This window comes from Collinsella sp. CM84Y_54, assembly GCF_036317945.1.
In the GTDB taxonomy this organism is placed as follows: domain Bacteria; phylum Actinomycetota; class Coriobacteriia; order Coriobacteriales; family Coriobacteriaceae; genus Collinsella.
On sequence record NZ_JAWQCX010000006.1, the window covers coordinates 44,849 to 69,397 of the forward strand.

Genomic DNA, 24,549 nt, shown 5'->3' on the forward strand with positions numbered 1-24,549 from the left:
CACGCTGAGGGCGAAATTTGGGCTTGGAATTACGCCGATGGACACTTACTCCAACCCCAGCCTCAACGGGGCAAATAGGCCTCATTTCCTTTGATTTAACCCAATAAACGAACCCTTTTACCATGGCATAGACAACCCCATAGCTACAATCATGTTGTCGTGCTTGAGTCTCTGAAAGGAGATCCAAGCTATGTCGAATAGGAAAGATAACAAGGGTCGAGTTCTCCATCGCGGAGAAGGCCAGCGCCCAGACGGTCGCTACTCGTTTAAATACACCAATTGGATGGGAAAAACCTGCTTTGTCTATTCGTGGACTTTGACAATTCACGACCAAACGCCGCACGGCAAAAAGAGAGACCTCTGCTTAAGACAAAAAGAGCAGCAGGTTCAAAAAGACCTCTTCGACCACATCGCACCTGAGAACATGAACGTCATGACTCTGGTTGAGAACTACCTTGCGACCAAGGTTGCGGTACGAAAGACAACCGTTAGCGCCTATAAAACCGTCACCAATTACCTGAAAACAGACAGCTTCAGCAAAGCCAAAATATCAAACATTACGGTGTTGGACGCAAAGAAATGGCTTATCCACCTTCAGCAAGATGTTGGAAAGGGCTATAGCAGCGTCTGTTGCATCCGAGGCGTACTCAGGCCAGCCTTTCAACTTGCTGAGGAATGCGGCCTCATCAGAAGAAACCCCTTTAACTTCGAGCTTATCAATGTGCTGGTCAACGATACGGTATCCAGAGAATCGTTAAGCGTTAGACAGGAACGGCTATTCCTTGAGTTCATGCGCTCGGATCATCACTTCTCGCGCTACTTTGAGACTTACTTCATCTTGTTGAACACTGGACTCAGAATTTCTGAATACTGCGGCCTGACCCTTGATGACATTGACTTCGAAAATCACTGCATATGCGTTCAAAAGCAACTCCATCGTGCGAGAGATATGCAGTATTACGTTGAAGAGCCCAAGACGAAATCTGGTATGAGGTATATCCCCATGACCGCCTCTGTCGAAAAGGCCTTCCACAGTCTCATCGAACAGAGGGCGCAGCCAAAAGAAGAGCCTGTTATTGATGGGGTAAGGGGCTTCATATGCCTAGACAAGAATGAGATGCCATGCGTTGCTCTGCATTGGGAGCATAGGCTCAAACGCGCCATCATTAAGCACAACCACATCTATAAGGAAGAACTGCCTCATATAACTCCGCACCAGCTCAGGCACACTTTCTGTAGCCGAATGGCACGCGCTGGCATGAGTCCAGCAAAGCTCAGATACATTATGGGGCACTCGGATATCAACACCACCTACAACGTTTACACCCATCTTGGGCTTGAAGATATTCAAGACGAGATGCTTGCTATTGAACAAAACCGCAGGTAGACATTGGTAGTAAAAATTTGAGCCGTACTACGTTTTTACTACTTTTGCTTCTACTTTTGACTGATTTCTGGCCTTAATAAAGTGGATTTCCTTCCCTATATTGGAAACTATTTTTTGAGCCATTCAGCTCGTTGAACACAGTAGAAGCGTTGGGATTAAAGGTCTAATCTTGTTATTATCGCAGGTAAACTACGCAGCGGGCTTTATTGGAGCAAACTGCCTCAAGAGCAGTCTGTAAGCCCTGCACGACCGCCTAGAAAGGAAACCGCTCATGCAACGCATACTGTTTATCTGCCATGGCAACATCTGTCGCTCGACGATGGCTGAGTCGGTGTTTACCGAGCTGGTGCGGCGCGCCGGGCGCGCGGGCGAGTTTGTCATTGACTCCGCTGCGACCTCGACCGAGGAGATCGGCAACCCGCCACACCACGGTACCGTTGCCAAGCTGCGCGAGGTCGGGATTCCCGTCGTCGCACATCGTGCACGTCAGGTGCGTCGCGCGGAGTATGGCAACTGGGACCACATTGTCTATATGGACGACGAGAACGCGCGTGGCCTGCGTCGCATCTTTGGCGACGACCCCGACGGCAAGATTACGCGCATGCTCGATTGGACCGAGCGCCCCGGCGACGTGGCCGACCCCTGGTACACCGGCAATTTCGATGCCACCTACCGCGACGTACTCGACGGCTGCACCGCTATGCTCGAGCAGCTGTAGGCAATCGAGGTCGCGGGCCACGCCTTTGTCACATCCGGGACTAGCCCTAGACCGGCTTGACCTCCAGCTTTATCCCCTCGGCGCAGGAGTCGCCCAAAACATCCGAAAGGGCCCAGGTCGCATATAGCGGCAAATAGAGAACCGCTCCGTTGCGCTCAACGTTGCCTCTCGAGAAAACAATCCCGAGCCTTACGCCATATTCAGCCGTATCAAGCACATGACCGAGCGCAGCGTGCGCGTGGTAATAGGAGCCCGATTTAACCTCGATCGGAACAGCCGTCCCATCCGGTCCATCGACCACAAAGTCCACTTCACCGCGCTTTTTTGTCTGATAGTAGTAAAGCTGGCGATTTTGGGCAGCCAGCTGCTGGGCCACCACGTTTTCGTAAATGCCGCCCAGATTGGGCTCCTTGCTATCAAGATACGCCGCTTGGGCGACTCCGACGGGGTAGCGCGCCATCAACATGCCCGTATCCGATTGATATAGCTTGAACTGCGATGGCCGTGCCGTCTTGAGCAAGGGCGATTTTGGCTCGGTTACGATATCGGCTTTGAGAGCAACGCCGGCATCGACAAGCCATACAAAATCTCGCTGATACTTCTCGTAGTGAGCCTTGGGGTCAATGGAATTGAGCACGAAGCGCTTGTTTTCGCCCTCGAGCATAATAGGGAGCTGATCGTAAATGCTCTGCACCTGAAGGGCTCGCCCGCTTGCATACTTGGAGATATCCCGCCGGTACTGTTCGTTGAGCTCTGACTGTAGCTGACGAACAGAGGCAAGGTCGCCCTGCGTGTCAAGGAAACGCTGCACGACCTCCGGCATTCCGCCGACAACGGTATAGGTCCTGAAGTTTGCCATCATCGCGTCATGAATGTAATCAGGAACGGGCCTCTCGCTGATACACGCGTCACGTATCGTTTGGCGAGCCCCCTCGCTCACCCCGGTTGCCCAGCAAAACTCCTCAAAATCGAGCGGGAACATCCTAAGCTCGTGGACATACCCCACGGGATAGGACCTGACGCCCTTGAACTGAGTCCCGAGCATTGACCCCGAAAACGCCCAGCGGCACCTCCCGTCCTCAACAAGGAACTTTGCCATCGTCATGATGTCGGGGGCCTCTTGGACCTCATCGATAAACACGAGCGTTTTGCCTGGCGCAATCGACTTTCCCGAAAGAAGCGTCACCCTGCTGATGAAATCATCGGCATTCCGCGCCTCGAGAAGAGCATCTTTTGCCTGGCGGTTTTCCATGAGGTTAAGCTCGATGTAGGTTGCATGGTTGGCTTTGCCAAATGCGCGAATCGAATAGCTTTTGCCAATCTGGCGAGAACCCGTAATGAACAAGGCCTTTTGCTCGGAAGACTTCAGCCAACGCTCCAGCTCTGCCGCTATTTTCCTGCGCAGCATAGGCTCTCCCCTCGGTGTCATCAAATGAAATGCAAAGTTTTATACGCTTGATTATCGATGAAACGCAGAATTTTTAGAACCTAAAATCTGATGAAATGCAGAGATTTGAGATTATAAGCAAAAAGAAGGGACACCACCCGCGAATGTGACAAAAGAACTGTCCCTTTGTCACATTGCGCTCAGCTACTCGTCGACGACCTCGGCAAGCCAAACGTTCAGCGTATCGACCTCGGGGCAGCAGAACTTTGCCGTACCGGGCTCGTTGCCAGGCACGGTTCCGCCGTAGCGCAGGATATCGATATAGGGAAAGCCCACGTGACAGGCCATAGCGCACATCTTGCCGCGGTCTCGATCGAAGTCGAAGACATCGCCCGGCTTATGACCATGGTGGCAGCGACACGCACCCAGCTGGTCCACGCAGCTCACGCGGATACGCGGACGCTTGCCACGCGGCGCACCGAGCGGCCCGTTCTCGCCCGCAGGCTTGACGCCGCCCTCGCCGGCGTTACTCATGGTCGATCACATCCAGGCAGGCCTCGATGGGAAGGCCGGCCGACTTGTCTTCTTGGTCGGCATTGCGCTCGATAAGCTCGGCCACCACACGCATGGCGTCGGTCGTCGCACGCTGTAAGCTCCAGCCGGCCATAACGCGACCCACGAGCACCGACGAGAACGTATCGCCCGTGCCCGGGAAATACACCGGGATCAGCTCAAAGGGAATCGTGAAGTACTCTCCCGCCACATGGTCGTAGCCGATGACGGCACTCGCCCCGTCGACCTTCGCGCTCGTAATGACCACCGACTTGGCGCCCAGCGCGAGCATGGCGTCCACGAGCGCACGAGCCTCATCGGCCGTAATCTGCTCGGCCATAGGCGTATCGGTGAGCAGACACGCCTCGGTATAGTTGGGCACCGCGTAGTCGGCGCACTCGACCAGGCTGCGCATAAGGCCGATGGTCGATTCGGGCACGCCGGCGTAGAGCCTGCCGTTGTCGGCCATGATGGGGTCGACGAACACCTTGGTGCCTTTTTGCGAACGGCGGTGGCAAAAGTCCGAGATGATGCGCGCCTCTTCCTCGGTCACGATAAAGCCGGTCGAGATGGCGTCGAATTCAAAGCCGAGCTCCTCCCAGATGGCAAGACTCTGACGCACGTACTCCGTGGTGTCGTGGATGTAAAACTTGGGGTAGTTGAGCGTATCGGAAACGAGGGCCGTCGGCAGGTTGTGGATACGGTAACCCATGTGCGACAGCACCGGCAGCATGGCAGAAAGCGCGACCTTACCGTAGCCGCACATATCGTTGATCAGCAGCAGCTGAGTGTTCTTCATGAGTGTCCCCCTTGGGTCGGGTGCGACGCGACGGCGCCATAGTGCGACTAAGTGTAGCGCAGGGGGCGTTGCAAGCGGGCGCAGGCGCCGAGGAGGGCACATTGTTGCGGAAAGGTTACGGAAATGGGAGGCAAAATCGCGGCGGTAGCGGCACAGTAGCTGCCATCTATTTACTACCATTCCAAAACTATGCCGGATTACTACGATAAACCGTTAGCCTCCAACCACAACGAATTGCACTCCGGCAAAACCGCAGGTAGACAGCTTGTGATTTTACGAAAAACAATGCCGAGGTCTGATATTTCGAATTCATCGTAGTAATCCGGCATAGTTTTGGACAAAGCAACTTCGAAAGGGTGTCACCGCAGCCCAAAATGATTCGTTTTCCTCCGTCCCCCACGGATCACTCAACAAGAGCGTCCCCAACGACTATCCCAACAAGGGCAACGCCGATGTTTTGGCGAAGTCAGCGAAAACCCGTCAGAGCGAGCAAGGTGCCTTGAAGCAAGGCGGCATTGACCTTCTGGTCATGCCGCCGAAGTTGAAAGGCAGATTGCCGCTCTGGCGGGTTTGCAGCGTCGAGCCGTTGCGCGGTTTGGCAAAACCGCGCAACCACTAGTTTGGTACCTTGACATTCATTTCTCATGCTCCTAGATTGGTTAGGCACAAAACAATTCCACTACCTAACTAAAGAAAGGAGCAACACTAATTCATGTGCGATGAACCTCTTAACCTTTGTTCGCACGAGCCCGGCGGCGACCCGTCACAGCCGGCGGATGTACCCGAAGCGGTCAGTGCCGAAGACAAACTCGCCAAGCGCATCCTGAGCGGCCTGGGTTTTTGCGGCCATTACATGCATTTTCATGGCGGAGGCGTGTCCGGCAAGGCGCCCATCATCTGCCTGCTGGCCAAGCAGCCCGGCGGCGAGATGTCGCAGCAGGAACTCGGCATGCACTTTGACCTCAAGCCGGGGTCGCTTTCCGAGATCCTGTCCAAGCTCGAGGTCAACGGTCTCATCGAGCGCAGCCGTAACCCCAAGGATCGACGGCAGCTCACCATTCGCCTGACCGAAACCGGCCGGGAAAACGCCCGCATCGACCAGGCGGCCCGCATCCGCTTTAGAGAACGGGCCTTTAGTGCCCTCACTCACGACGAGCGCGAGCAGCTCGCCGAAATGCTCGAGAAAATCCGTGTAACCTGGGAGGAACTGGATGATTAAAACCCTCATGGGCAGCATCCGTGACTATATGAAAGCCACCGTTGCCACGCCATTGCTCGTGCTTGGCGAGGTGCTCTGCGAGATGCTGATTCCATTTATCACCGCCAACCTGATCGACGCCATCAAAGACGGCGCCACCGTAGCCGAGATGCTTCCCACCGCGGGCTTTTTGGTGCTCATCGCGCTGACGTCGCTTGCTTTTGGTGCCGCCGCCGGCGTCACCTGCAGCCATGCGAGCTGCGGCTTCGCCAAGAACCTGCGTCACGACCTGTTCTACAAGATCCAGACGTTCAGCTTTGCCAACATCGATGAGTTCTCGAGCTCCTCGCTCGTCACGCGCCTGACCACCGATATCAACAACGTGCAGCAGGCCTTTATGATGATCATCCGCATCGCCGTGCGCGCGCCGCTGGTATTGATCTTCGCCTTTACTATGGCGTTTATCATGGGCGGCAGCGTCGCCATGGTCTACCTGGTCATCATTCCGCTGCTGGGCTTTGGGCTGTTCTTTATCATCTTTAAGGTGCGCCCCATCTTCTCGCGCGTGTTCCACAAGTACGATGCCCTTAACGAGTCCGTCGAGGAAAACGTCACCGGCATGCGCGTGGTTAAGAGCTACGTGCGCGAAGACTTTGAGAAGGAGAAGTTCGCGACCGCCGCGCGCGACGTCCAGATGGACTTCACCCGCGCCGAGAAGCTGCTCGCCTTTAACAACCCCATGATGAATATCTGCGTCAACGGCGCATTTGTCGTCATCATCTACCTGGGATCCAAGCTCATCATCACGAGCCAGGGCACGCTGTTCGACGTGGGCCAGCTCTCCTCGATCTTTACCTATGGCTTCGCGATCCTCATGAGCCTGATGCAGCTGTCGATGATCTTTGTCATGGTGACCATGGCCGACGAATCGGCGCACCGCATTACCGAGGTGCTGGCCGCCGAGCCCACGATCGCCGATCCCGCCGAGCCCGTGCTCGAGGTTGCCGACGGTTCCATCGACTTTGACCACGTGAGCTTTAAGTATTCCGCGCATGCGAAGCGCCAGGCGCTCGACGATATCGACCTGCACATTAAGAGCGGCGAGACCATCGGCATCATCGGCGGTACCGGCTCGGCCAAGTCCACGCTTGTAAACCTCATCGCCCGTCTGTACGACGCCACCGAAGGCACCGTGCGCGTGGGCGGCATGGACGTACGCGACTACGACCTGGACGCGCTGCGCCACCAAGTGGCCATGGTGCTACAGAAAAACGTGCTGTTTAGCGGCACCATTGCCGAGAACCTGCGCTGGGGCGACCCGAACGCCACCGACGAGGAAGTCCGCGAGGCGGCACATCTGGCCTGCGCCGATGAGTTTGTCGATGGCTTCCCCAAGGGCTATGACACCTGGATCGAACAGGGCGGCTCCAATGTTTCCGGCGGTCAGAAGCAGCGCCTGTGCATTGCGCGTGCCCTGCTGCGTCGCCCCAAGATCTTAATCCTGGACGACTCCACCAGCGCCGTCGACACCAAGACCGACGCCAAGATTCGCGCAGGGTTGGCAAGCTATCTGCCCAACACGACCAAGCTCATCATCGCCCAGCGCATCAGCTCCGTGCAGGACGCAGACCGCATCATCGTCATGGAGGGTGGCCGTATCGCGCAGATCGGCAACCATGACGAGCTGCTCAAGACGAGCGAGATCTACCGCGAGACCTTTACCTCGCAAAACAAGATGTCTGCCGAAGGCGAAGGGGCCGTCGAAGCCGGCACCGAGACATCCGTAACGCAAGCTCAGACCCAGGAAGGAGGCGAGGCACATGAGTAAGGCAACGACCGCCGAGCGCGCGCTCAACCGCAAGGGTGGCACCATGTCGCGCCTCATCAAGACGCTCTTTGGCTTCTACCCCGTGCTTTTGCCCCTCGTCGTCGTCGGCGTGGTACTCTGCGCCATCATCAACTCCATCGGCGCGACCTTCCTTCAGAGCGCCCTGCAGATCATTAGCGAATCGTGGCAGTCGGGCGATTGGGAAGCCGCACAGCCCAAGATCGCACAGCTCGTGACCACCCTCGCCTGCATCTACGGCGTCGGCATCCTGTCCTCGCTGTTCTGGAACCGCGCCATGGCCATCGTCACGCAGGGCTCGCTCGAGAAGCTGCGCGAGAAGATGTTCAACCGCATGCAGGACCTGCCGATTCGCTACTTCGACACGCACCAGCGCGGCGACATCATGAGCCACTACACCAACGACATCGACACGCTGCGCCAGATGATCAGCCAGTCGCTGCCCAACCTGCTCATGACGACCATCGTCATCGTCACGGTGTTCTTTATCATGCTGTACTACAGCGTTTGGATGTGCCTGGTCATTGTGGCAGGCGTCGCCTTTATGACCTTTATGACCAAGCTGCTCGGCTCCAACTCCGCGCGCTTCTTCATTGCGCAGCAGACCGAGCTCGGCGTGGTCGAGGGTCATATCGAGGAAGTCATGAACGGCCAGAAGGTCGTCAAGGCATTCTGCCACGAGTCTGCCGCCGAGGCCGATTTTGACGAGCGCAACGAAAAGCTCTTCGAGGTCTCGCAGAAGGCCAACATGTACGCCAACATCCTCATGCCTATCCTTATGAACCTGGGCAACCTGCTCTACGTGCTGGTCGCACTGGCGGGCGGCATTTTCCTGGCGCTGGGCGTGCCTAACCTGAGCATCTCGGGCATGGCGCTGTCCATCGCCGTCGTGGTGCCGTTCCTCAACATGACCAAGCAGTTCTGCGGGCAGATCGGCCAAATCTCGCAGCAGATCAACGCCGTGGTCATGGGCCTCGCCGGCGCCGACCGCATCTTTGAACTCATCGACGAGAAGCCCGAAGCCGACGAAGGCTATGTGACGCTCGTCAACGCGCAGGTGAACCCCGATACCTGGCAGCTCGAGGAGGCCGACCACCACACCGGCATGTGGGCATGGAAGCATCCGCACCGCGCAACCGGCGAGATCGAGTACGTACCGCTGCGCGGCGACCTGGTCATGGACAACGTCGACTTTGGCTACACGCCCGACCACGAGGTGCTGCACGGCGTGTCCGTGTTTGCCAAGCCGGGCCAGAAGGTCGCGTTTGTCGGCGCCACGGGTGCCGGCAAGACGACCATCACCAACCTCATCAACCGCTTCTACGACATCGCCGACGGCAAGATCCGCTACGACGGCATCAACGTCAACAAGATCCGCAAGGCCGATCTGCGCCGCTCGCTGGGCGTGGTGCTGCAGGACGTGAACCTGTTCACCGGCACCGTGATGGACAACATCCGCTACGGCAACTTGGACGCCACCGACGAGGAGTGCATCGCGGCGGCCAAGCTCGCGGGCGCGGACGACTTTATCACCCGCCTGCCCGACGGCTACGACACCATGCTCACCGGCAACGGCGCGCAGCTGTCGCAGGGCCAGCGCCAGCTGATTTCGATCGCACGCGCCGCCGTCGCCGATCCGCCGGCAATGATTCTGGACGAGGCCACGAGCTCCATCGACACCCGCACCGAGGCCATCGTGCAGGCCGGCATGGATAAGCTCATGGAGGGCCGCACGACGTTTGTCATCGCGCACCGCCTCTCCACCGTGCGCAACTCCGACGCGATTATCTGCCTGGACCACGGCCGCATCATCGAGCGCGGCAACCACGACGAGCTTATCGCCAAGCGCGGGTATTACTACCAGCTCTATACCGGAGCGTTTGAGCTGGAGTAGCTCAAAACAGCCCCTACGCTCCCAACGGACCTCCCCGAGGGAGACGGGGTGTTTACTCCGTGCTCAAACATTCTCGCTTCGCTGCGAAACTGCGCGCGGAGCAAACACCCCGTCTCCCTCGGGGAGGTCCTACGCACACAGTCTTTTCTCGCAGCCTGAAAAGAAGTGGTGAGGCCCTGGCCGTTTGGCCAGGGCCTCATTTTGTAAGGAGTCAAAAAGCCCCGTCCCAAATGAGCTATTTGAGAAGTTGGGCCATGGCGTTGACGAATTTTTGGACTTGGAGGGTTGGCTCGAGCGGATAGTGCAAAAAGACCGGCACCTCTCGCCCGCACAGGAACGGCACGCCCACAAAGGCCGGGTGCACCCCTGACCATGCGCCACAGGTGAGTACCGCATCGCCCTTTTCCTCCGCCTCGTTAAAGAGCGCAAAGTCAAAGCTATCCACATCGATCACGTCCACGCCGCCGTCGGCCAAAAGGTCGATGCGTAGGCTGTCCATCGCATCGTTGCCGTGACGGAGCACGCGCAGGCGCATGCCCTCTAGGTCGGCAACCGTAATGCGATTCTTGCGCGCCAGCGGGCTCGCGCGCGGCAGGTCGATATAAAACGGTACGTTAACGATGTGGAGCTTTTGGCAAGCGTCGCCCCAGCGTGGGGTAGAAAAACTCGACTGCACCACATCGACCTCGCGGCCCAAGCTGCGCATGACGGTCTCGCGCTCGTCGTAGAGGTCACTTACCGGCACGATCTCAAATCGTAGCGACGGTTCCAGATCGTGGATGCCCGACCACATCGACAGCGTCTGGCGTCCTGGGCACATCATTGACACGCCCAGGCGCACGGCACCACCATCGCCCGCCGCGCGTCGGGCACGGCGCAGCGCGTCCTCGGACTGCCGCATGATCGAGCGCGCGTCGTCCACCAGCAGTGCGCCGGCCGGCGTCACCTTGACGCCCGAGTGCGAGCGCTCGAACAACGTGATGCCGAACTCGGCCTCGAAGCCCGACACCTGCTTGACGAGGGCCGGGGTCGACACGCGCAATCTTGCCGCCGCACGCGAGAAGCTCCCCAGCTCCGCGGCGGCCGATATGGCCTCAAGTCGTCGATCGTACACGTCAATCTCCCGTTTTCGCGCCCGTGACCGCATGGTGCCACAGGGGGTTGTTTTCGCAGGTCACACGCTCAATTGAGAATGAGCTGCATCGCACAGTGTAAACCTACGGTTAACGCCATTCTAACAAATATGCAATTCACCTGCGCAAATGCAAAGCATACGATAACCTGCGAAAACCACGTGGGTCGATTAATGGGAACGACCCACAGGGAGGCACAAGAAGGGAAGTTCCTATGAGCAACTGGCTTAAGCTCGAGGGCGATGTCTGCGCCGTAACCGGCGCACTCGGCGGTATGGGCGTCGCGATTTGCCGCGAGTTCGCCCGCAACGGCGCCAACGTCGTCCTGCTCGACCTGGACGAGGAAAAGGTCAAGGCCGCAGCCGCCGACCTCGCCGCCGAGTTTGGAATCCACGCCGAGGGCTACAAGATGAACGCCACCGACGAGGCCGAGGTTCAGGCCGCCGTCGATGCCACCATCGCCGACTTCGGCCGTGTCGACGTCCTCGTCAACACCGCCGGTATCCTGCGCTTCGCCGCCATGGAGGACCTGCCGCTCTCCGACTGGAACGAGGTCATCAACGTCAACCTCACCGGCTACTTCATCACCTCGCAGCGCTTTGGTCGCGAGATGATCAAGGCCGGCCAGGGTCGCCTGGTGCACATCTCGACCGTCGCCAGCCACTCCCCCGAGACGTTCTCGGGCGTGTACAGCTCCACCAAGGCCGGCGTCAACATGATGTCCAAGATGCTCGCCGCCGAGTGGGGCCCCTACGGCGTCCGCTCCAACTGCGTCGAGCCTTGCTTCGTTAAGACCCCGATGTCGGCCAACTTCTACGCCGACCCCGAGGTCGAAAAGAGCCGCAGCCGTCTGATCGCCACGCGCCGCATCGGCGAGGTCAGCGATATCGCCAACGCCGTCATGTTCCTGGCGTCCACGCGCTCGGACTTTACCACCGGCGACGCCATCAAGGTCGACGGCGGCTTCTCCAACATGATGGGCGACCTCACCGCCAAGCCCGGCGGCCGTCGCGCCTATGCCGACAACTACCTTAAGAACAAGGGTGTCGAGCTCTGGTCCGATGAGTCCGGCGTCGCAAAGCCGACTGACCAGTAAACCAACCTGACAGGGAGGCCCCGCGGACACGCCCGCCCCTCCCCCGTATCGATTAGAAAGAGTCCAATGGCTTCCACCAACTCCAACAAGGGTCGCGCCGCCGTGCTTTCCGCCGCGTGCGTCACCATGTTCTTCATCAGCTCCATCGCGCTGTATTCCGTCGTGAGCAAGAACCTGCTCGCCGTCTACCCCGAGTGGTCGAGCGCCCTTACCTGGGCTTTCCCCGTCTTCCAGACCATCATGGCCGTGACGGGCATCTTCGCCGGCCGCATCTCCGACAAGATCGGCCCGCGCAACGTCGTGATCGCCGCCGCCGTGTGCTACGGCGTGGGCTGGTTCATGTCCGGCACCGTCACCGAGCCGTGGCAGTTCTACCTGTGGTTCTCGCTTGTCGCCGCCGTCGGCAACGGCCTGGGCTACAACCCGGCACTCACCACCGGCCAAAAGTGGTTCATCGACAAGAAGGGCCTCGCCTCCGGCATCACCCTGGCCGCTTCGACCGCCGGCCCCGCCGTGCTGTCCCCGGTGCTCGCCTCGCTGCTCATCCCGAGCCTGGGCATCTTTGGCGCCCTTAAGACGCTCGGCGTCATCTTCTTTGTGACGATCGCCGCCTCCGCCCTGTTCCTGAAGGCCCCCGAGACCGGCTGGCTGCCCGAGGGCTTCGAGGCCCCCAAGGGCGGCGCGCATGCCGGCACCTTCGGCGACCTCACCCCGGGCGAGATGGTCAAGACCCCGCGTTTCTGGGTCCTCATCGTCACCTTCGCCTTTGCCGCCACCGCGGGCACCCTGCTCGTGGGCAAGGTTGCCTCCATCGCCGCCGTCCAGCTCTTCGCCGACCCCACGAGCGCCGCGGCCGTCGCCCTCGGCGGCGTAGTGGTCTCCGTCAACACCTGCGCCAACCTGGTTGGCCGTCTGTCCTTTGGCCAGATTATCGACAAGCTCGGCGCCTACAAGTCACTGCTCATCAGCCTTGTCGTCACCATCGTCGCGCTCGTCATCATGTCGATGAGCTTTACGCAGAGCATGTTCTTTGTGGCGCTCGCCCTGCTCGGCTTTAGCTTTGGCGCTCTGCTCGTCATCTACCCGCCGCTCACCGGAGGCGCCTTTGGCACCAGCAACATCGGCGTCAACTACGGCATCATGTTTTTGGGCTACGCCGCTTCCACCTGGATCAGCCAGCCCATCACCGCCGTGTTGTATCACGCCGAGGCCGGCAGCGCCGCCTACCAGCAGTCCTTCTACGGCGCCATTGTGATCGCCGCCATCGCCGTCGTGCTCACCGTCTACATGACGGTCTCCGACAGCAAGAAGAAATCCGCTTAATTCTACCGATGCGGCAAAGGGACAGCCCCTTTGTCGCATTCCACCGCCACCAGTATTAAGGAGTCGAAATGTCTGAGCTCAACCCCGTCCGCATTGCCGTTATCGGCGCCGGCGCCATGGGCCGCAACCACATCCGCTTTGTCACCGAGGAGCCCGAGGCCGAGCTCGTCGCCATCGCCGACGCCTTTGAGGGCGCCCGCGCCACGGCCGAGGCCGCCGGCGTGCCGTTCTTCACCGATCCCGCCCAGATGATGGACGAGATCAAGCCCGAGGCCGTCATTATCGCCACCCCCAACGACCTGCACCTGGGCGTTGCCCGCGAGGCTGTGAAGCGCAACATCGTGCCGCTGGTCGAAAAGCCGATTTCCAACGATCTTGAGGATGCCCAGGCCTTCGCCGCCGAGGCCGAGACCGCCGGCGTGCCCGTGCTCGTGGGTCAGCACCGTCGCCACAACCCCTTCGTCAACAAGGCCAAGGAGATTATCGAGTCCGGCGAGCTGGGCAAGCTCACCGTGTCGAGCTTCCACTACATGATCTATAAGAATGACGAGTACTTCGATGTCGAGTGGCGCCGCAAGAAGGGTGCTGGCCCGATCCTGGTCAACCTGGTGCACGACGTCGACCTGCTCCGTTACCTGCTGGGCGAGCCCGTTGCCGTCCAGGGCATGCAGTCCAGCGCCGCCCGCGGTTTTGAGACCGAGGACTCCGCCGTGGTCAACGTCCGTTTTGCCGATGGCGCGCTCGCAAGCATGACCATCTCCGACGCCACCGCCAGCCCCTGGAACTGGGAGGCAACCGCTCGCGAGGATCCGCAGTACCGCCCCTTCGACGCCGACGCCTACTTTATCGGCGGAACCCTGGGCGCCCTGTCGCTGCCCCGCCTGCACCAGTTCTCCTACGACGGCGCCTCTAACTGGCACAAGCCGCTGCAGATGGAGATTCCGGCTGTCGACCCGGCACTGCCGCACAAGATGCAGCTCAAGCACTTTGTAAAGGTTGTTCGCCGCGAGGTCGAGCCCGTCGTGACCCCCGCCGACAACGTCAAGACGCTCACGCTGCTTAACGCTATCAAGGAGGCCGCCGAGACCGGCCAGCTCGTCGAGCTGTAACGCCTTAAGAGCGAGCCGCGGCAAACTCCCCGCCGAGCGCCTTGGCCCGCCATCAACAAGCCCCTCTTCTTTGCCCCGCGAGCAGCCTCCTGCCCGCGGGGCTTTTTGCTACGTTGCCAATGATTTTTCTGGAGCGGGGGCCATTTTGCACCTCGGCTTGATTCGTTCGCCACGAAATGGGCCTATCTACTACGTTTAACCGATCGCCCTCAACCATGCCGAATTTCGCGAAATAAAAACCGCAGGTAGACGGCTTGCGTATTCTCTGAAAACCGGGGAATGGTCGACCCATATGGGTTAAACGTAGTAGATAGGCCGTTTTCGTGACGCGGGCCCAAAACAGTCTTTTGGGACGGGTGGTATCCTTGGTAGCCCTGTGCTGCAAACGCACCTTAAACGCAAGGAGTCCCATGGATCTTATCGCCCAGCTCGCCCGCGAGCTCAACCTTAAGGCTGACAACATCGAGGCAGCCGTCAAGCTCATCGACGAGGGCAACACCATTCCCTTTATCTCGCGCTACCGCAAGGAAGCCACGGGTGGCATGGACGACGTCGCCCTGCGCGCACTCGACGAGCGCCTGTCCTACCTGCGCAATCTTGAGCAGCGCAAAGAGGACGTCATTCTGCTCATCGACGCCCAGGGCAAGCTCACGCCCGAACTCGAACGGCAGATTCGCGAGGCCACGCAGCTCCAGCGTGTCGAGGACCTCTACAAGCCCTACCGCAAAAAGCGCATGACCCGCGCGCAAAAGGCCCGCGAGGCCGGCCTGGAGCCGCTCGCCAACATGGTCATCATGCAGGCCTCGGCCAAGGGCAGCGCACTCGACGCCGCCGCGGCATACGTCAACGAGGAGGCCGGCTTCGATACGCCCGAGAAGGCGCTCGCCGGCGCCGCCGACATCGTGGCCGAGACGGTAGCCGAGGACCCCGAGAACGTCGCCGACCTGCGCGCCTTTACGCAAAACACCGCCGACATCGTCGTCGAGGCCACCGACCCCGCCGAAAAGACTCCCTACGAGCCGTACTACAGCTATGATGAGCCACTGCGCCGTATACCCAACCACCGCGTGCTGGCTATCGACCGCGGTGAGCGCGAAGGCAAGCTCCGCGTGCGCGTGAACGTCGACGGCGCTGCCGCCACGGCGCGCCTCGGCAGCCGCTGGCCCCGTCGCCAGGGCGTCTTCGCGCCCGTCTTTGACGCCGCTATCGCCGACGGCTACAAGCGCCTCATGGCTCCCTCGCTGGAGCGCGAGGCCCGCGCCAAACTCACCGTTCGCGCTCAGACCGAGGCCATCAATGTCTTTGCCAAGAATCTCGAGGGCCTGCTCTCGGCGCGCCCCGTGCGCGGCGCCCGCGTGCTCGCACTCGATCCGGGCTACCGCACCGGTTGCAAGGTCGCCGTCATGGACGAAACCGGCAAGCTGCTCGACCACGGCGTGGTCTACCCCACCAAGCCGCGCCACGACGTCGCCGGCACCAAGCGCGAGCTCGCCCGCCTCGTCAAGAAGGACGGCGTCAACACCATCGTCATCGGCAACGGCACCGCCAGCCGCGAGACCGAGGAAGTCGTCTCGGAGTTCATCGCCGAGCAGGCACCTGGGCTGCGATACACCATCGTCAACGAGGCCGGCGCATCGGTGTACTCCGCCTCCGAGCTCGCCAGTCAGGAATACCCCGACCTGGACGTCACTGTGCGTGGCGCCATGAGCCTGGGCCGCCGCCTGCAGGACCCGCTGGCAGAGCTCGTCAAGATTCCGCCCCAGTCCATCGGCGTGGGCCAGTACCAGCACGACCTTGACCAGGCCGAGCTCTCGCGCACCCTGGGCCACGTGGTGGAAGACGTCGTCAACCGCGTAGGCGTCGACGTGAACACCGCAAGCGCGAGCCTGCTGGGATACGTGTCGGGCATCACGCCGAGCGTGGCCAAGAATATCGTGGCCTACCGCGAGGAAAACGGCGCCTTTACCGATCGCCGTCAGCTTAAGAAGGTCCCCAAGCTGGGGCCCAAGGCATATCTCAACGCCGCGGGCTTCCTGCGCATCAGCGGCGGCAAGAACCCGCTCGACGCGACGAGCGTCCACCCCGAGAGCTACGAGGTGGCCACGTCCGTCCTGGAACGCGCCGGCGTTAAAGCCAGCGAGCTCAGCCGCGGCGGCGTGCCCGACATTGAGCGCCGTCTGGGCAGCATCTCGGCACTGGCAAGCGACCTGGACTGCGGCACCCTCACGCTCATCGACATCGTCAATGAGCTCAAGAAGCCCGGGCGCGACCCGCGCGACGACGCGCCCGAGGTGGTCTTTAGCCGCTCGGCGCTTTCCATCGACGACCTGGAACCCGGCATGGAGCTCAAGGGCACGGTGCGCAACGTCGTCGACTTTGGCGCGTTCGTCGACGTCGGCGTGCACCAGGACGGCCTCGTACACATCTCCAAGCTGGCCAACCGCTTTGTCAAGCACCCGAGCGACGTGGTACGCGTCGGCGACACGGTAAAGGTGTGGGTAGAGAAGGTCGACCGCGACCGCAAAAAGATCTCCCTGACCATGGTGCAGGGGAAGTAAACCGCCAAAGCAAGGGTCCCCCCGGTAGCGACGTGCAAAATCGCGAGTATTCTGCAAATTCCGCCGTTCCGGATGCCCCTCAGAGGCGAAAAAGCAAAAACAGCCCCCGTTTTAGCGTCGTCAGAGCCAAAACGGGGGCTGTTCCGTGCTTTATCTAGCTGGTAAAAGCCTTTACCTTGCTGAATACTCTCAATTTTGCACGGCGCAGGCGGGGGCACCTTTGCCCACGGCAGGATATGGAAACCAATCACCAACCTACTGGCAAGTTCGTGTCGGCAGCCCCGGCCTTTCCTTTGCCTGGCGCGACCCTCGCGAAGCGAGTGAGCGATAGAGGAAAGGAAAGGCCGGGGCGAACAACCCTCGGAGCAGCCAGTGCTCACGTTACGGCAGGATATGGAAACCGAGTGCCGCGATATCTTTGGCAAAGCCGCGGACGGTGTCGAGCGAGACCTCGTACGGGTCGCGACCGATGTTCTTGCGCTTGGCCAGGATGCTGTTGGGCACCGTGATGATCTGGCAACCGCAGGCCTCGGCCTGGTAAATGTTGATAAGCTCACGCGTGGACGCCCACAGGACCTCGCAGTTGGGCTTAGCGGCGGCCTTCTTGACCGACTCCGTCACAAACGGAATGGGGTCGACGCCGGTGTCGGCGATACGGCCGGCAAAGAGCGAGATGATGGACGGCGTCTCGGCGTCAACGGCCTCGACCATCTCGTCGACCTGCTCGGGCGTAAAGATAGTGGTGACGTTGACCTTGATGCCATCGGCCGAAAGCTTGCGGACCAGCTCGGCGGTGGACTCGCCCTTGGTGGTCACGCACGGAATCTTGACGTAGACGTTGTCGGCCCAGGTAGCGATCTCGCGGGCCTCGACCTCCATGGTCTCGACGTCATCGGCAAAGACCTCAAACGAGACGGACACATCGGTGATGTGAGCCAGAACCTCCTTGGCAAACGCGCGGTAATCCGTCACGCCACCCTTCTTCATAAGGGACGGGTTGGTCGTGAAACCCTGAACGTTGCCGTTCTCGTACATGTCGAGCATGCCCTCGAGGTTTGCACCGTCAGCGAACACCTTGATTGCCATCTGCCTGATTCCTTTCGTTAGCATACGGCCGATAAACTGCTAAACACTTTACCTATGTTTATCAAGGCGTGAGCTGCGGGTTTTTATCTTCTCGGCGAACGGTATAAACGCTTTAGTGTTTGGTTTGATAAATCGATTGAGCATGCAAAAGCAAAGAGCCGCAGTTTAGGCAAACGTCAGAATGCGGGATTCATTAGATGAGGCCGAAATGCTGCATGGCGGTGACGGTGCCGTCGTGTGCGACATCGTCAGTCACGTAGTCGGCGACCGCTTTGACCTCGGACATGGCGTTGCCCATGGCGACAGCCGTCTCGACGGCAGCGAGCATGCCCAGGTCGTTGCCCGAATCGCCAAAGCCAAAGGTGCGCGCATTTCCCTCGCGGCCCAGATACGCCAGCGCTCGCGCCACGCCCACGCCCTTGTTGATGCCCTTGGGGCTCAGCTCGCGATTCCGACCACCGGTATTGCACAGCTCAAACTCGCGATCGATAAAGCCGTCATCGTTGGCAACGCGAGCCAAACTGGGCACATTGAGGCATACCTTGCCCACGCGCAGACTGCCGTCGACGCGCATTTCCTCGGCGCTGTGCACCACAGAAGTGCCGATCAGAGACGACTGCTCAACACCCGCGGGTTCCAGGGCAAAAGTAGCCACGTTGGTCTCGAAAAAGGCCTCAATCCCTGCCGCGGCCATACGGCGTGCAAGCTCCTCGATAACGTCCTCGCCAAAGCAGTCCTCATGCACCACGCGGCCCTCGACCTCGAGCGTGGCGCCCGCCATGGCAACGACACCCGCGGGGTCGAGCGCACGCAAGCTGTCCGCGATGAGCCACAGGGGGCGACCCGTGCAGATAAACGCCTTGTGCCCCGCGTCGCGCAGACGATGAAACGCCTCGACGACCATCTGCGAGGGGCGAACCGCCGAAAAGTCCTTATCGGTCATATCGTCGGGATCGAACGACGTCAGCGTGCCGTCCACGTCAAAAAAGAGCACGGCGGAATCGGGGCACGCATCAATCATATGGGTTCCTTTCGAGGATAAGGGCAAACGAAGCATCCATCATATAATGAAGCGACGCAACCAGAGAGGTCACCCATGGAATTTTACGCAAGCTGCCCCGAGGGCTTTGAGTCCGCACTCGCCGATGAGCTTAAACGCCTCGGGCTTTCGCATGTTCGCCGGCTGAAGGGCCGCGCTACATTTGAGGGCGAGCTCGAGCAAGGCTACCGAGCATGCCTGTGGTCGCGCCTGGCGAGCCGCGTGTTCGTGGTGCTCGGGCGCTTTGAGGCGCAGAATGCCGATGAACTGTACGATAGCGTTTACGACATCGCCTGGGAGAGCATCGTCCGCCCCGGCGCCACCATCGCCATCACAGCCCGCGGCGTGACCGAGCAGCTGCGCAACACGCGCTTCTCGGCCCTGCGCGCCAAAGACGCGCTGTGCGACCGTCTGGCCGAGACCACGGGCCGTCGCGCCGACGTCGATGCTGCCGACCCCGACGTTCACCTGCTGCTTTCGCTGCGCCAGCGCCGCGCGAGCATCAGCCTGGACCTTTCAGGCGACCCGCTGTTCAAACGCCTGCCGCCCGCAGCGACCCGCGCCGGCGAGGGCGCGCACGTGCTGCGCCCCGACTACGCCGCCCTGGTGCTGGCGCAGGTCGGCTGGACCGCACTGTGCGAGCGCGAGCTGACGGCCGATGATTACGAAAACGAAGCGCTGCCTACGCTGATCGACGCCTCGTGCGCCGGCGGCGGTCTGCTGCTGGAGGCCGTGAACATTCTGACCGACCGCGCCCCGGGCGCCGCACGCGAGCGCTGGGGCTTTGAGGGCTGGCAGCTGCACGACGCCGCCCTGTGGGAGCAGCTGCTTGCCGAGGCGCGCGAGCGCGAGACCGCGGCGCGTGAGCGCCAGGCGCGCATCGTCGCCGTGGACATTGACCCCGCCGCCCGCAAGACTGCCGAGCGCATGGTCAAGTGCGCCGGCTACAAGCGTTTTGTCGACTTTTGCGCTGCCAAGCCAGCCACCGTGCTGGACCACGCGGGCGCCGTCGCCGGTGCCGCCGTGGTCGCGGACACCACCGAGACCCCGCTTTCGCTCATGCACGACGCCATGACGCTGGTCGGTGAGCTGCGCCGCGCGCCCGAGCTTTCCGCGGCGCCGGTCGCCGCGCTCACCCGCGATGGATTGCTGGCCCGCGCGCTCCACGCCGAGCCCGAGCGCTCGATCGCCGTCATGCCCAATAACGAGGAGGCAACTATTGAGGTTTGGCCCTCGCTCGACCACGCCGCCGCGGCGTTTGAGGCTTCGACCAGTGCGGATGCCGAGGCCGAGGTTGCGGATGCCAACGAAGTCAACGACAACGCCGCCAACACCCCCATGCCCGAACCTGCCGCCATGCTCGACCTGGGCGACGGCAAGCCGCTGCCCGTGCTCATCCCCGAGTCCGAGCAGTTCGCCAACCGCCTGCGTAAGAATGCCCGTCTGCGTCGCAAGTGGGCCAAGCGCGAGGGCGTGAGCTGCTACCGCGTCTACGATGCCGACCTACCCGACTACTCCGCCGCCATCGATCTGTACGAGGGCTGCCCGCAGACGCCGGGCCGCTGGCTCGTCATCGCCGAGTACGCCGCGCCTAAGACCATCGATCCCGCGCTAGCCCAGGCCCGCATGCTCGACATCTTGGCCATCGCGCCGCGCATCCTGGATGTTCCGGCCGAGCATGTGCACGCCAAGGCCCGCATGCGCTCGCGTGGCGGCTCGCAGTACGGCAAGCAGGGCGCCGGTAAGGGCGCATCAGGCGAGCGCGCCAACATCGCTCGCCGTCGCCTGCCGCTCATCGAAGAGGGCGGACTCACCTTTGCCGTCAACTTTGACGATTATCTGGATGTGGGCATCTTCCTGGATCACCGCGTCACCCGCAACCTGGTGCGCGAGCACGCCAAGCAGGCGCGTCGCTTCCTCAACCTGTTTGCCTATACCGGCACCGCCACCTGCTACGCGGCGGACGGCGGCGTCGAGGAGACCGTGACGGTCGACCTCTCCAACACCTACCTGGACTGGGCCGAGCGCAACATGCGCCAAAACGGCTTTGTGGGACCGCAGCATCATTTTGTGCGCGACGACGTGCTCGCCTGGATTCGCGACCAACGCCAGACGCGCAACCGCTGGGACCTGATCTTTGTCGACCCGCCCACGTTCTCGAACTCGTCCAAGATGGGCCGCCGTACCTGGGATGTCCAACGCGACCATGTTGAGCTTTTGGCCGGCGTATCGCGCCTGCTCGCACAGGGTGGACATGCCATCTTTAGCTGCAACCTGCGTGGCTTCCGTCCCGAGACGCGCAAGCTCGCACGCGCGGGCGTGGTGCTGGAGGACATTACGGCACAGACCATCCCCGAGGACTTCGCGCGCAACCAGAAGGTGCACCACTGCTATATCGTGCGCCGCCTGCCCATCGAGGATGCCATGGCCGAGGTCGGCTTTAGCGCCGAGGAGATTGCAGAGCGAACCGAGGAACTGCGCAATCCCGAGGCCCGCAAGCCCCGTGCGGCAGTACCCGCGCACGCGCAGGCCGGCAACGGCAAGTCGAACTTTGCCGGCAAACCCTCTCCTGCCGGCAAGCTCAAAAAGAAGAAGTTCTACGCCAGCAAGCCCAAGGGCAAATAAAAAAGTTGCGGTGGAATACGGACTGTTTTGCCTGGAATTAGGCAAAGTTAGACCGTATTTCACCGCAACTCATAGTGGGATGGCGGATGCCAGCCTATCCTTGGGTGACCAGTCGGTAACCGATGCCCACATGCGTTTGGATATAGCGCGGATGCGCAGGGTCGGACTCGATCTTCTTGCGCAGCGTGCCCATAAAGACACGCAGGCTCGCCAGGTCGCTCTTGGTTGCCGTGCCCCAAATCTCGTGCAGGATAAACTGGTGCGTCAGCACCTTGTCGGCGTTATGCGCTAGCAGGCACAGGAGCTTGTACTCGATCGGCGTCAGATGCAGCTCCTCGCCATCCATCGTGGCGATGCCGGCATCAAAATCGATATGCAGCTCACCGGTATCGAACGAGCCCTCGGAGACAACGCCGCCCGTTTGCGTATACGAAAGGCGCCTGAGCGTCGTGCGAATGCGCGCGAGCAGCTCCTCGACCGAAAACGGCTTGGTCAGGTAGTCGTCGGCGCCGGCATCGAGTGCACGAATCTTGTCCGCATCCTCGCTGCGCGCCGAAACCACAATAATCGGCATACCCGACCATGCGCGCACCGACTCCACCACCTTGACACCATCCATATCGGGCAGGCCCAGATCGAGCAGCACAATACTCGGTGCCTGCGATGAGGCGGCGGCGATGGCGGCATGGGCGGTCTCCACGGCCATATGGCGCAAGCCGTGCGCCTCGAGCGCAGCAACGATAAGGTTGCGAACAGCTGGGTCGTCCTCAACGACCAAGATGAGCGGTTTTACGGCAGAGTTCGACACGGCGCTACTCCTTATCAAACGAAACGTCGGCGGCGGGAAGTTCAATCGTAAAGACCGAACCGTGCGGGTCCGCCGCGGCAACCTCTATGCTACCGCCATGCGCCAACGCAATGGAACGGCAGAGTGAAAGACCCAAGCCCACGCTGCGGTGGCTGTCGGCCAGACCATGGTTGGCGGTATAGAACGACTCAAAAATCCGCTCGCGGTCCTCGGGTGCGATGCCCGGACCATCATCGGCCACCGAGCACGCCACGCGTCCATCGTCGACGCCAATCGAAATCATGATATGCGAGCCTGCGGGCGTATAGGTGATGGCGTTGTTCACCAGATTGACCACCAGCTGCACCATCAGGCGCGCATCGACGTTGACGAGCGCCGGCTCATCGCACGCCACCACCTTAAGGTCGTGCTCGCGCACGGCAGGGTTCACGTGGCGCAGCGCCTCCTCGACGATATCGTCCATGAGCTCGAGCGTGGTCGACAGTCGCATGCCGCCGCCCTCGAGCTTGGTGATGGCGAGCAGGTTCTCGACGGTGACGTTGAGCCATTGCGCATCCGAGCGAATGGACAGGAGCAGGCCGCGGCGCGTCTGGGCGTCGAGCACGGCGGTGCCGGTCGAGCCCTGGTCGAGCAGCACATCGGCATTGCCCGAAATACTGGTGAGCGGCGTGCGCAGGTCGTGCGAGATGGAGCGCAGCAGGTTGGCGCGCAGCTGCTCATTTTTGGCAAGCACCGCCGCCTCCTCGCGGGCCTCCATGGCGCGGGCGCGATCGAGTGCCAGCTCGCCTTCGCTCACGATGGCATCGGCAAGTGTCCGCTCCTCGTGCGTCAGCACGTCGGGCTCGGCAACGATAGCCAGCACGCCCACCACCGAGGCAGGGTCGCCCGAGCGCACGAAGCCGTCACCCGTGCGAACCGTCAGGTAGATGCCATAAAACGCCGAGCCGCCATAAGTGGCGTCGAGCGGCATTCCCACATAGGCGGACGCCGAGAGACGCGGCGGCATCTGCGGCGCCAGCTCGTGCACCGGCGCGGCATCGCCCACGGCCGTGTATGTCGCACGCGGCAGCAGGTCATCATCGTCGGCATCGGCGCTGTACCATACGACCGGACAGCCCGAAAGACGCGCCAGCTGCGTTGCCATGGCATGGACAATCTGCTGCTGATCGGCGCACCGCTGCAGCATGCGGTTGGTCTCGAGCACCATATGCGTGCGACGGTCGCTGGCGGCAGCCTGTGCCAAGGCGCGGCGCAGGGCCAACGCAATCGAGCTCGACACAAGCGAGACCACAAACATGATGAAGAACATGCCGGGATAGGCGCGGTCGATAAACGACAGCGAGTAGCGCGGATCGACAAACAAGAAGTTGTAGAGCGCCGCGGCGGCAGCCGCACTCAACAGGCAATACAGGCGGCTCCAGGTGAAAAAGGCACACAGCTGCACGGCAAGCACATAGACGATCATGATGCTCGGCGCGAGACCCGGATGGTCGAGCAGCGCGCCCACAATCGTCGCCGCGACCAGCAGCCCCGCCGATACGCAGGCGTCATACAGAGGAGTGCGGCGCGTCAGCGTTGTGCGCCGCCACCAAAAGCTATCGGCAATATCGCCGTCCGTACGGACGTCCATCAGCGCCCCGCCCCTCTCTCATAAACAAAAACCACCACAAAGGGGACAGGCACCTTTGTGGTGGTTTCCCTTGTGGTGGTTCCAAGTGTAAAGCCTTCTACGACCGGCAGTCGCTAGACAAACAGCACGTGCGCGAGCAGGGCACACACGCACACCGCTCCAAATACCAGTGCCACGATCGAAATTACGCGATCGGCCATGTCCATGTTGGCACGGTTCGTCAAAAACCGATCTTCGGCGGCGTCGGCGCGTGCCTCACGCACCATCTCGGCAACCACCTCGTGGCCATCAAGCATCTTTGCATCCATGTTTGCCTCCCCGGTCTCAACCTTGTCCATCGAAAACCAACTCCATGCAACCT

Annotated in this window: 19 protein-coding genes; 10 read left to right on the plus strand and 9 right to left on the minus strand. The window is 60.9% G+C overall.

Annotated features, from left to right (window positions below):
- The first annotated feature begins 190 nt into the window (after window positions 1-190).
- Both V2391_RS09100 and V2391_RS09105 read left to right on the plus strand, forming a co-directional pair.
- Window positions 191-1,387, plus strand: a complete 1,197-nt coding sequence (locus V2391_RS09100) for a site-specific integrase (RefSeq protein ID WP_329739069.1) — start codon at window positions 191-193, stop codon at window positions 1,385-1,387.
- Window positions 1,388-1,658: 271 nt separating this feature from the next.
- Window positions 1,659-2,105 carry a low molecular weight protein-tyrosine-phosphatase gene (locus V2391_RS09105; protein ID WP_329739070.1) on the plus strand — a complete coding sequence of 149 codons (447 nt, stop codon included), beginning with the start codon at window positions 1,659-1,661 and terminating at the stop codon, window positions 2,103-2,105.
- Between the two features lie 46 nt (window positions 2,106-2,151).
- On the opposite strand, the gene V2391_RS09110 is transcribed toward V2391_RS09105, so the two are convergent.
- From V2391_RS09110 to V2391_RS09120, 3 genes are all read right to left on the minus strand, one after another.
- Entirely contained in the window at window positions 2,152-3,513 is a 1,362-nt protein-coding gene (locus V2391_RS09110; RefSeq protein WP_118081660.1) for an ATP-binding protein, read from the minus strand.
- 183 nt (window positions 3,514-3,696) lie between these two features.
- The gene (locus V2391_RS09115; protein ID WP_329739071.1) at window positions 3,697-4,026 is read right to left on the minus strand and encodes a TIGR04076 family protein; all 330 of its coding nucleotides are present in this window, start codon (window positions 4,024-4,026) and stop codon (window positions 3,697-3,699) included.
- Entirely contained in the window at window positions 4,019-4,843 is an 825-nt protein-coding gene (locus tag V2391_RS09120; protein ID WP_260699598.1) for a PfkB family carbohydrate kinase, read from the minus strand. The genes V2391_RS09115 and V2391_RS09120 overlap by 8 nt, the downstream gene beginning before the upstream one ends.
- Window positions 4,844-5,555: 712 nt before the next feature.
- On the opposite strand from V2391_RS09120, the gene V2391_RS09125 reads away from it, so the two are divergent.
- Genes V2391_RS09125 through V2391_RS09135 form a run of 3 tightly spaced genes read left to right on the plus strand, consistent with a single transcriptional unit; the run spans window position 5,556 to window position 9,781 of the window.
- Complete coding sequence (locus V2391_RS09125; RefSeq protein ID WP_055286298.1) at window positions 5,556-6,062, plus strand: MarR family winged helix-turn-helix transcriptional regulator; 507 nt, start codon at window positions 5,556-5,558, stop codon at window positions 6,060-6,062.
- Window positions 6,055-7,869, plus strand: coding sequence for an ABC transporter ATP-binding protein (locus V2391_RS09130; protein WP_329739072.1), 1,815 nt, complete (start codon window positions 6,055-6,057; stop codon window positions 7,867-7,869). The genes V2391_RS09125 and V2391_RS09130 overlap by 8 nt, the downstream gene beginning before the upstream one ends.
- Entirely contained in the window at window positions 7,862-9,781 is a 1,920-nt protein-coding gene (locus tag V2391_RS09135; RefSeq protein ID WP_118081662.1) for an ABC transporter ATP-binding protein, read from the plus strand. Before V2391_RS09130 ends, V2391_RS09135 begins: the two co-directional genes overlap by 8 nt.
- Before the next feature lie 235 nt (window positions 9,782-10,016).
- On the opposite strand, the gene V2391_RS09140 is transcribed toward V2391_RS09135, so the two are convergent.
- Window positions 10,017-10,895, minus strand: a complete 879-nt coding sequence (locus V2391_RS09140) for a LysR family transcriptional regulator (protein WP_271741027.1) — start codon at window positions 10,893-10,895, stop codon at window positions 10,017-10,019.
- Window positions 10,896-11,128: 233 nt separating this feature from the next.
- On the opposite strand from V2391_RS09140, the gene V2391_RS09145 reads away from it, so the two are divergent.
- The 4 genes from V2391_RS09145 (at window position 11,129) to V2391_RS09160 (ending at window position 17,000) form a co-directional block, all read left to right on the plus strand.
- Complete coding sequence (locus V2391_RS09145; RefSeq protein WP_196022795.1) at window positions 11,129-12,010, plus strand: SDR family NAD(P)-dependent oxidoreductase; 882 nt, start codon at window positions 11,129-11,131, stop codon at window positions 12,008-12,010.
- Window positions 12,011-12,076: 66 nt separating this feature from the next.
- Window positions 12,077-13,333 carry an MFS transporter gene (locus V2391_RS09150; RefSeq protein ID WP_329739073.1) on the plus strand — a complete coding sequence of 419 codons (1,257 nt, stop codon included), beginning with the start codon at window positions 12,077-12,079 and terminating at the stop codon, window positions 13,331-13,333.
- A 68-nt stretch (window positions 13,334-13,401) separates the two neighbouring features.
- Window positions 13,402-14,442: a Gfo/Idh/MocA family oxidoreductase gene (locus V2391_RS09155; protein WP_329739074.1), complete on the plus strand. Its 1,041-nt coding sequence runs from the start codon at window positions 13,402-13,404 to the stop codon at window positions 14,440-14,442.
- Window positions 14,443-14,852: 410 nt separating this feature from the next.
- Window positions 14,853-17,000, plus strand: a complete 2,148-nt coding sequence (locus V2391_RS09160; protein WP_329739075.1) for a Tex family protein — start codon at window positions 14,853-14,855, stop codon at window positions 16,998-17,000.
- Window positions 17,001-17,381: 381 nt separating this feature from the next.
- On the opposite strand, the gene V2391_RS09165 is transcribed toward V2391_RS09160, so the two are convergent.
- On the minus strand, window positions 17,382-18,086 hold the full coding sequence (locus V2391_RS09165; RefSeq protein WP_329739076.1) for a transaldolase: 705 nt from the start codon (window positions 18,084-18,086) through the stop codon (window positions 17,382-17,384).
- A 193-nt stretch (window positions 18,087-18,279) separates the two neighbouring features.
- Window positions 18,280-19,107 (minus strand): HAD-IIB family hydrolase, encoded by an 828-nt coding sequence (locus V2391_RS09170; protein WP_329739077.1) that lies wholly within the window; start codon window positions 19,105-19,107, stop codon window positions 18,280-18,282.
- A 75-nt stretch (window positions 19,108-19,182) separates the two neighbouring features.
- On the opposite strand from V2391_RS09170, the gene rlmKL reads away from it, so the two are divergent.
- Window positions 19,183-21,750 carry a bifunctional 23S rRNA (guanine(2069)-N(7))-methyltransferase RlmK/23S rRNA (guanine(2445)-N(2))-methyltransferase RlmL gene (rlmKL, locus tag V2391_RS09175; RefSeq protein WP_329739078.1) on the plus strand — a complete coding sequence of 856 codons (2,568 nt, stop codon included), beginning with the start codon at window positions 19,183-19,185 and terminating at the stop codon, window positions 21,748-21,750.
- Window positions 21,751-21,844: 94 nt separating this feature from the next.
- Here rlmKL and V2391_RS09180 read toward each other — a convergent pair whose 3' ends face one another.
- From V2391_RS09180 to V2391_RS09190, 3 genes are all read right to left on the minus strand, one after another.
- Window positions 21,845-22,558 carry a response regulator gene (locus tag V2391_RS09180; RefSeq protein ID WP_271743159.1) on the minus strand — a complete coding sequence of 238 codons (714 nt, stop codon included), beginning with the start codon at window positions 22,556-22,558 and terminating at the stop codon, window positions 21,845-21,847.
- 4 nt (window positions 22,559-22,562) lie between these two features.
- The gene (locus tag V2391_RS09185; protein WP_329739079.1) at window positions 22,563-24,188 is read right to left on the minus strand and encodes a sensor histidine kinase; all 1,626 of its coding nucleotides are present in this window, start codon (window positions 24,186-24,188) and stop codon (window positions 22,563-22,565) included.
- Window positions 24,189-24,301: 113 nt separating this feature from the next.
- Window positions 24,302-24,526, minus strand: a complete 225-nt coding sequence (locus V2391_RS09190) for a hypothetical protein (RefSeq protein WP_329739080.1) — start codon at window positions 24,524-24,526, stop codon at window positions 24,302-24,304.
- Window positions 24,527-24,549 lie beyond the last annotated feature (23 nt).

Coding starts and splice junctions, on each gene's coding strand:
- V2391_RS09100 (WP_329739069.1), top strand. CDS start 191: ATGTCGAATAGGAAAGATAACAAGGGTCGAGTTCTCCATCGCGGAGAA.
- V2391_RS09105 (WP_329739070.1), top strand. CDS start 1,659: ATGCAACGCATACTGTTTATCTGCCATGGCAACATCTGTCGCTCGACG.
- V2391_RS09110 (WP_118081660.1), bottom strand. CDS start 3,513: ATGCTGCGCAGGAAAATAGCGGCAGAGCTGGAGCGTTGGCTGAAGTCT.
- V2391_RS09115 (WP_329739071.1), bottom strand. CDS start 4,026: ATGAGTAACGCCGGCGAGGGCGGCGTCAAGCCTGCGGGCGAGAACGGG.
- V2391_RS09120 (WP_260699598.1), bottom strand. CDS start 4,843: ATGAAGAACACTCAGCTGCTGCTGATCAACGATATGTGCGGCTACGGT.
- V2391_RS09125 (WP_055286298.1), top strand. CDS start 5,556: ATGTGCGATGAACCTCTTAACCTTTGTTCGCACGAGCCCGGCGGCGAC.
- V2391_RS09130 (WP_329739072.1), top strand. CDS start 6,055: ATGATTAAAACCCTCATGGGCAGCATCCGTGACTATATGAAAGCCACC.
- V2391_RS09135 (WP_118081662.1), top strand. CDS start 7,862: ATGAGTAAGGCAACGACCGCCGAGCGCGCGCTCAACCGCAAGGGTGGC.
- V2391_RS09145 (WP_196022795.1), top strand. CDS start 11,129: ATGAGCAACTGGCTTAAGCTCGAGGGCGATGTCTGCGCCGTAACCGGC.
- V2391_RS09150 (WP_329739073.1), top strand. CDS start 12,077: ATGGCTTCCACCAACTCCAACAAGGGTCGCGCCGCCGTGCTTTCCGCC.
- V2391_RS09155 (WP_329739074.1), top strand. CDS start 13,402: ATGTCTGAGCTCAACCCCGTCCGCATTGCCGTTATCGGCGCCGGCGCC.
- V2391_RS09160 (WP_329739075.1), top strand. CDS start 14,853: ATGGATCTTATCGCCCAGCTCGCCCGCGAGCTCAACCTTAAGGCTGAC.
- V2391_RS09165 (WP_329739076.1), bottom strand. CDS start 18,086: ATGGCAATCAAGGTGTTCGCTGACGGTGCAAACCTCGAGGGCATGCTC.
- V2391_RS09170 (WP_329739077.1), bottom strand. CDS start 19,107: ATGATTGATGCGTGCCCCGATTCCGCCGTGCTCTTTTTTGACGTGGAC.
- rlmKL (WP_329739078.1), top strand. CDS start 19,183: ATGGAATTTTACGCAAGCTGCCCCGAGGGCTTTGAGTCCGCACTCGCC.
- V2391_RS09185 (WP_329739079.1), bottom strand. CDS start 24,188: ATGGACGTCCGTACGGACGGCGATATTGCCGATAGCTTTTGGTGGCGG.
- V2391_RS09190 (WP_329739080.1), bottom strand. CDS start 24,526: ATGGACAAGGTTGAGACCGGGGAGGCAAACATGGATGCAAAGATGCTT.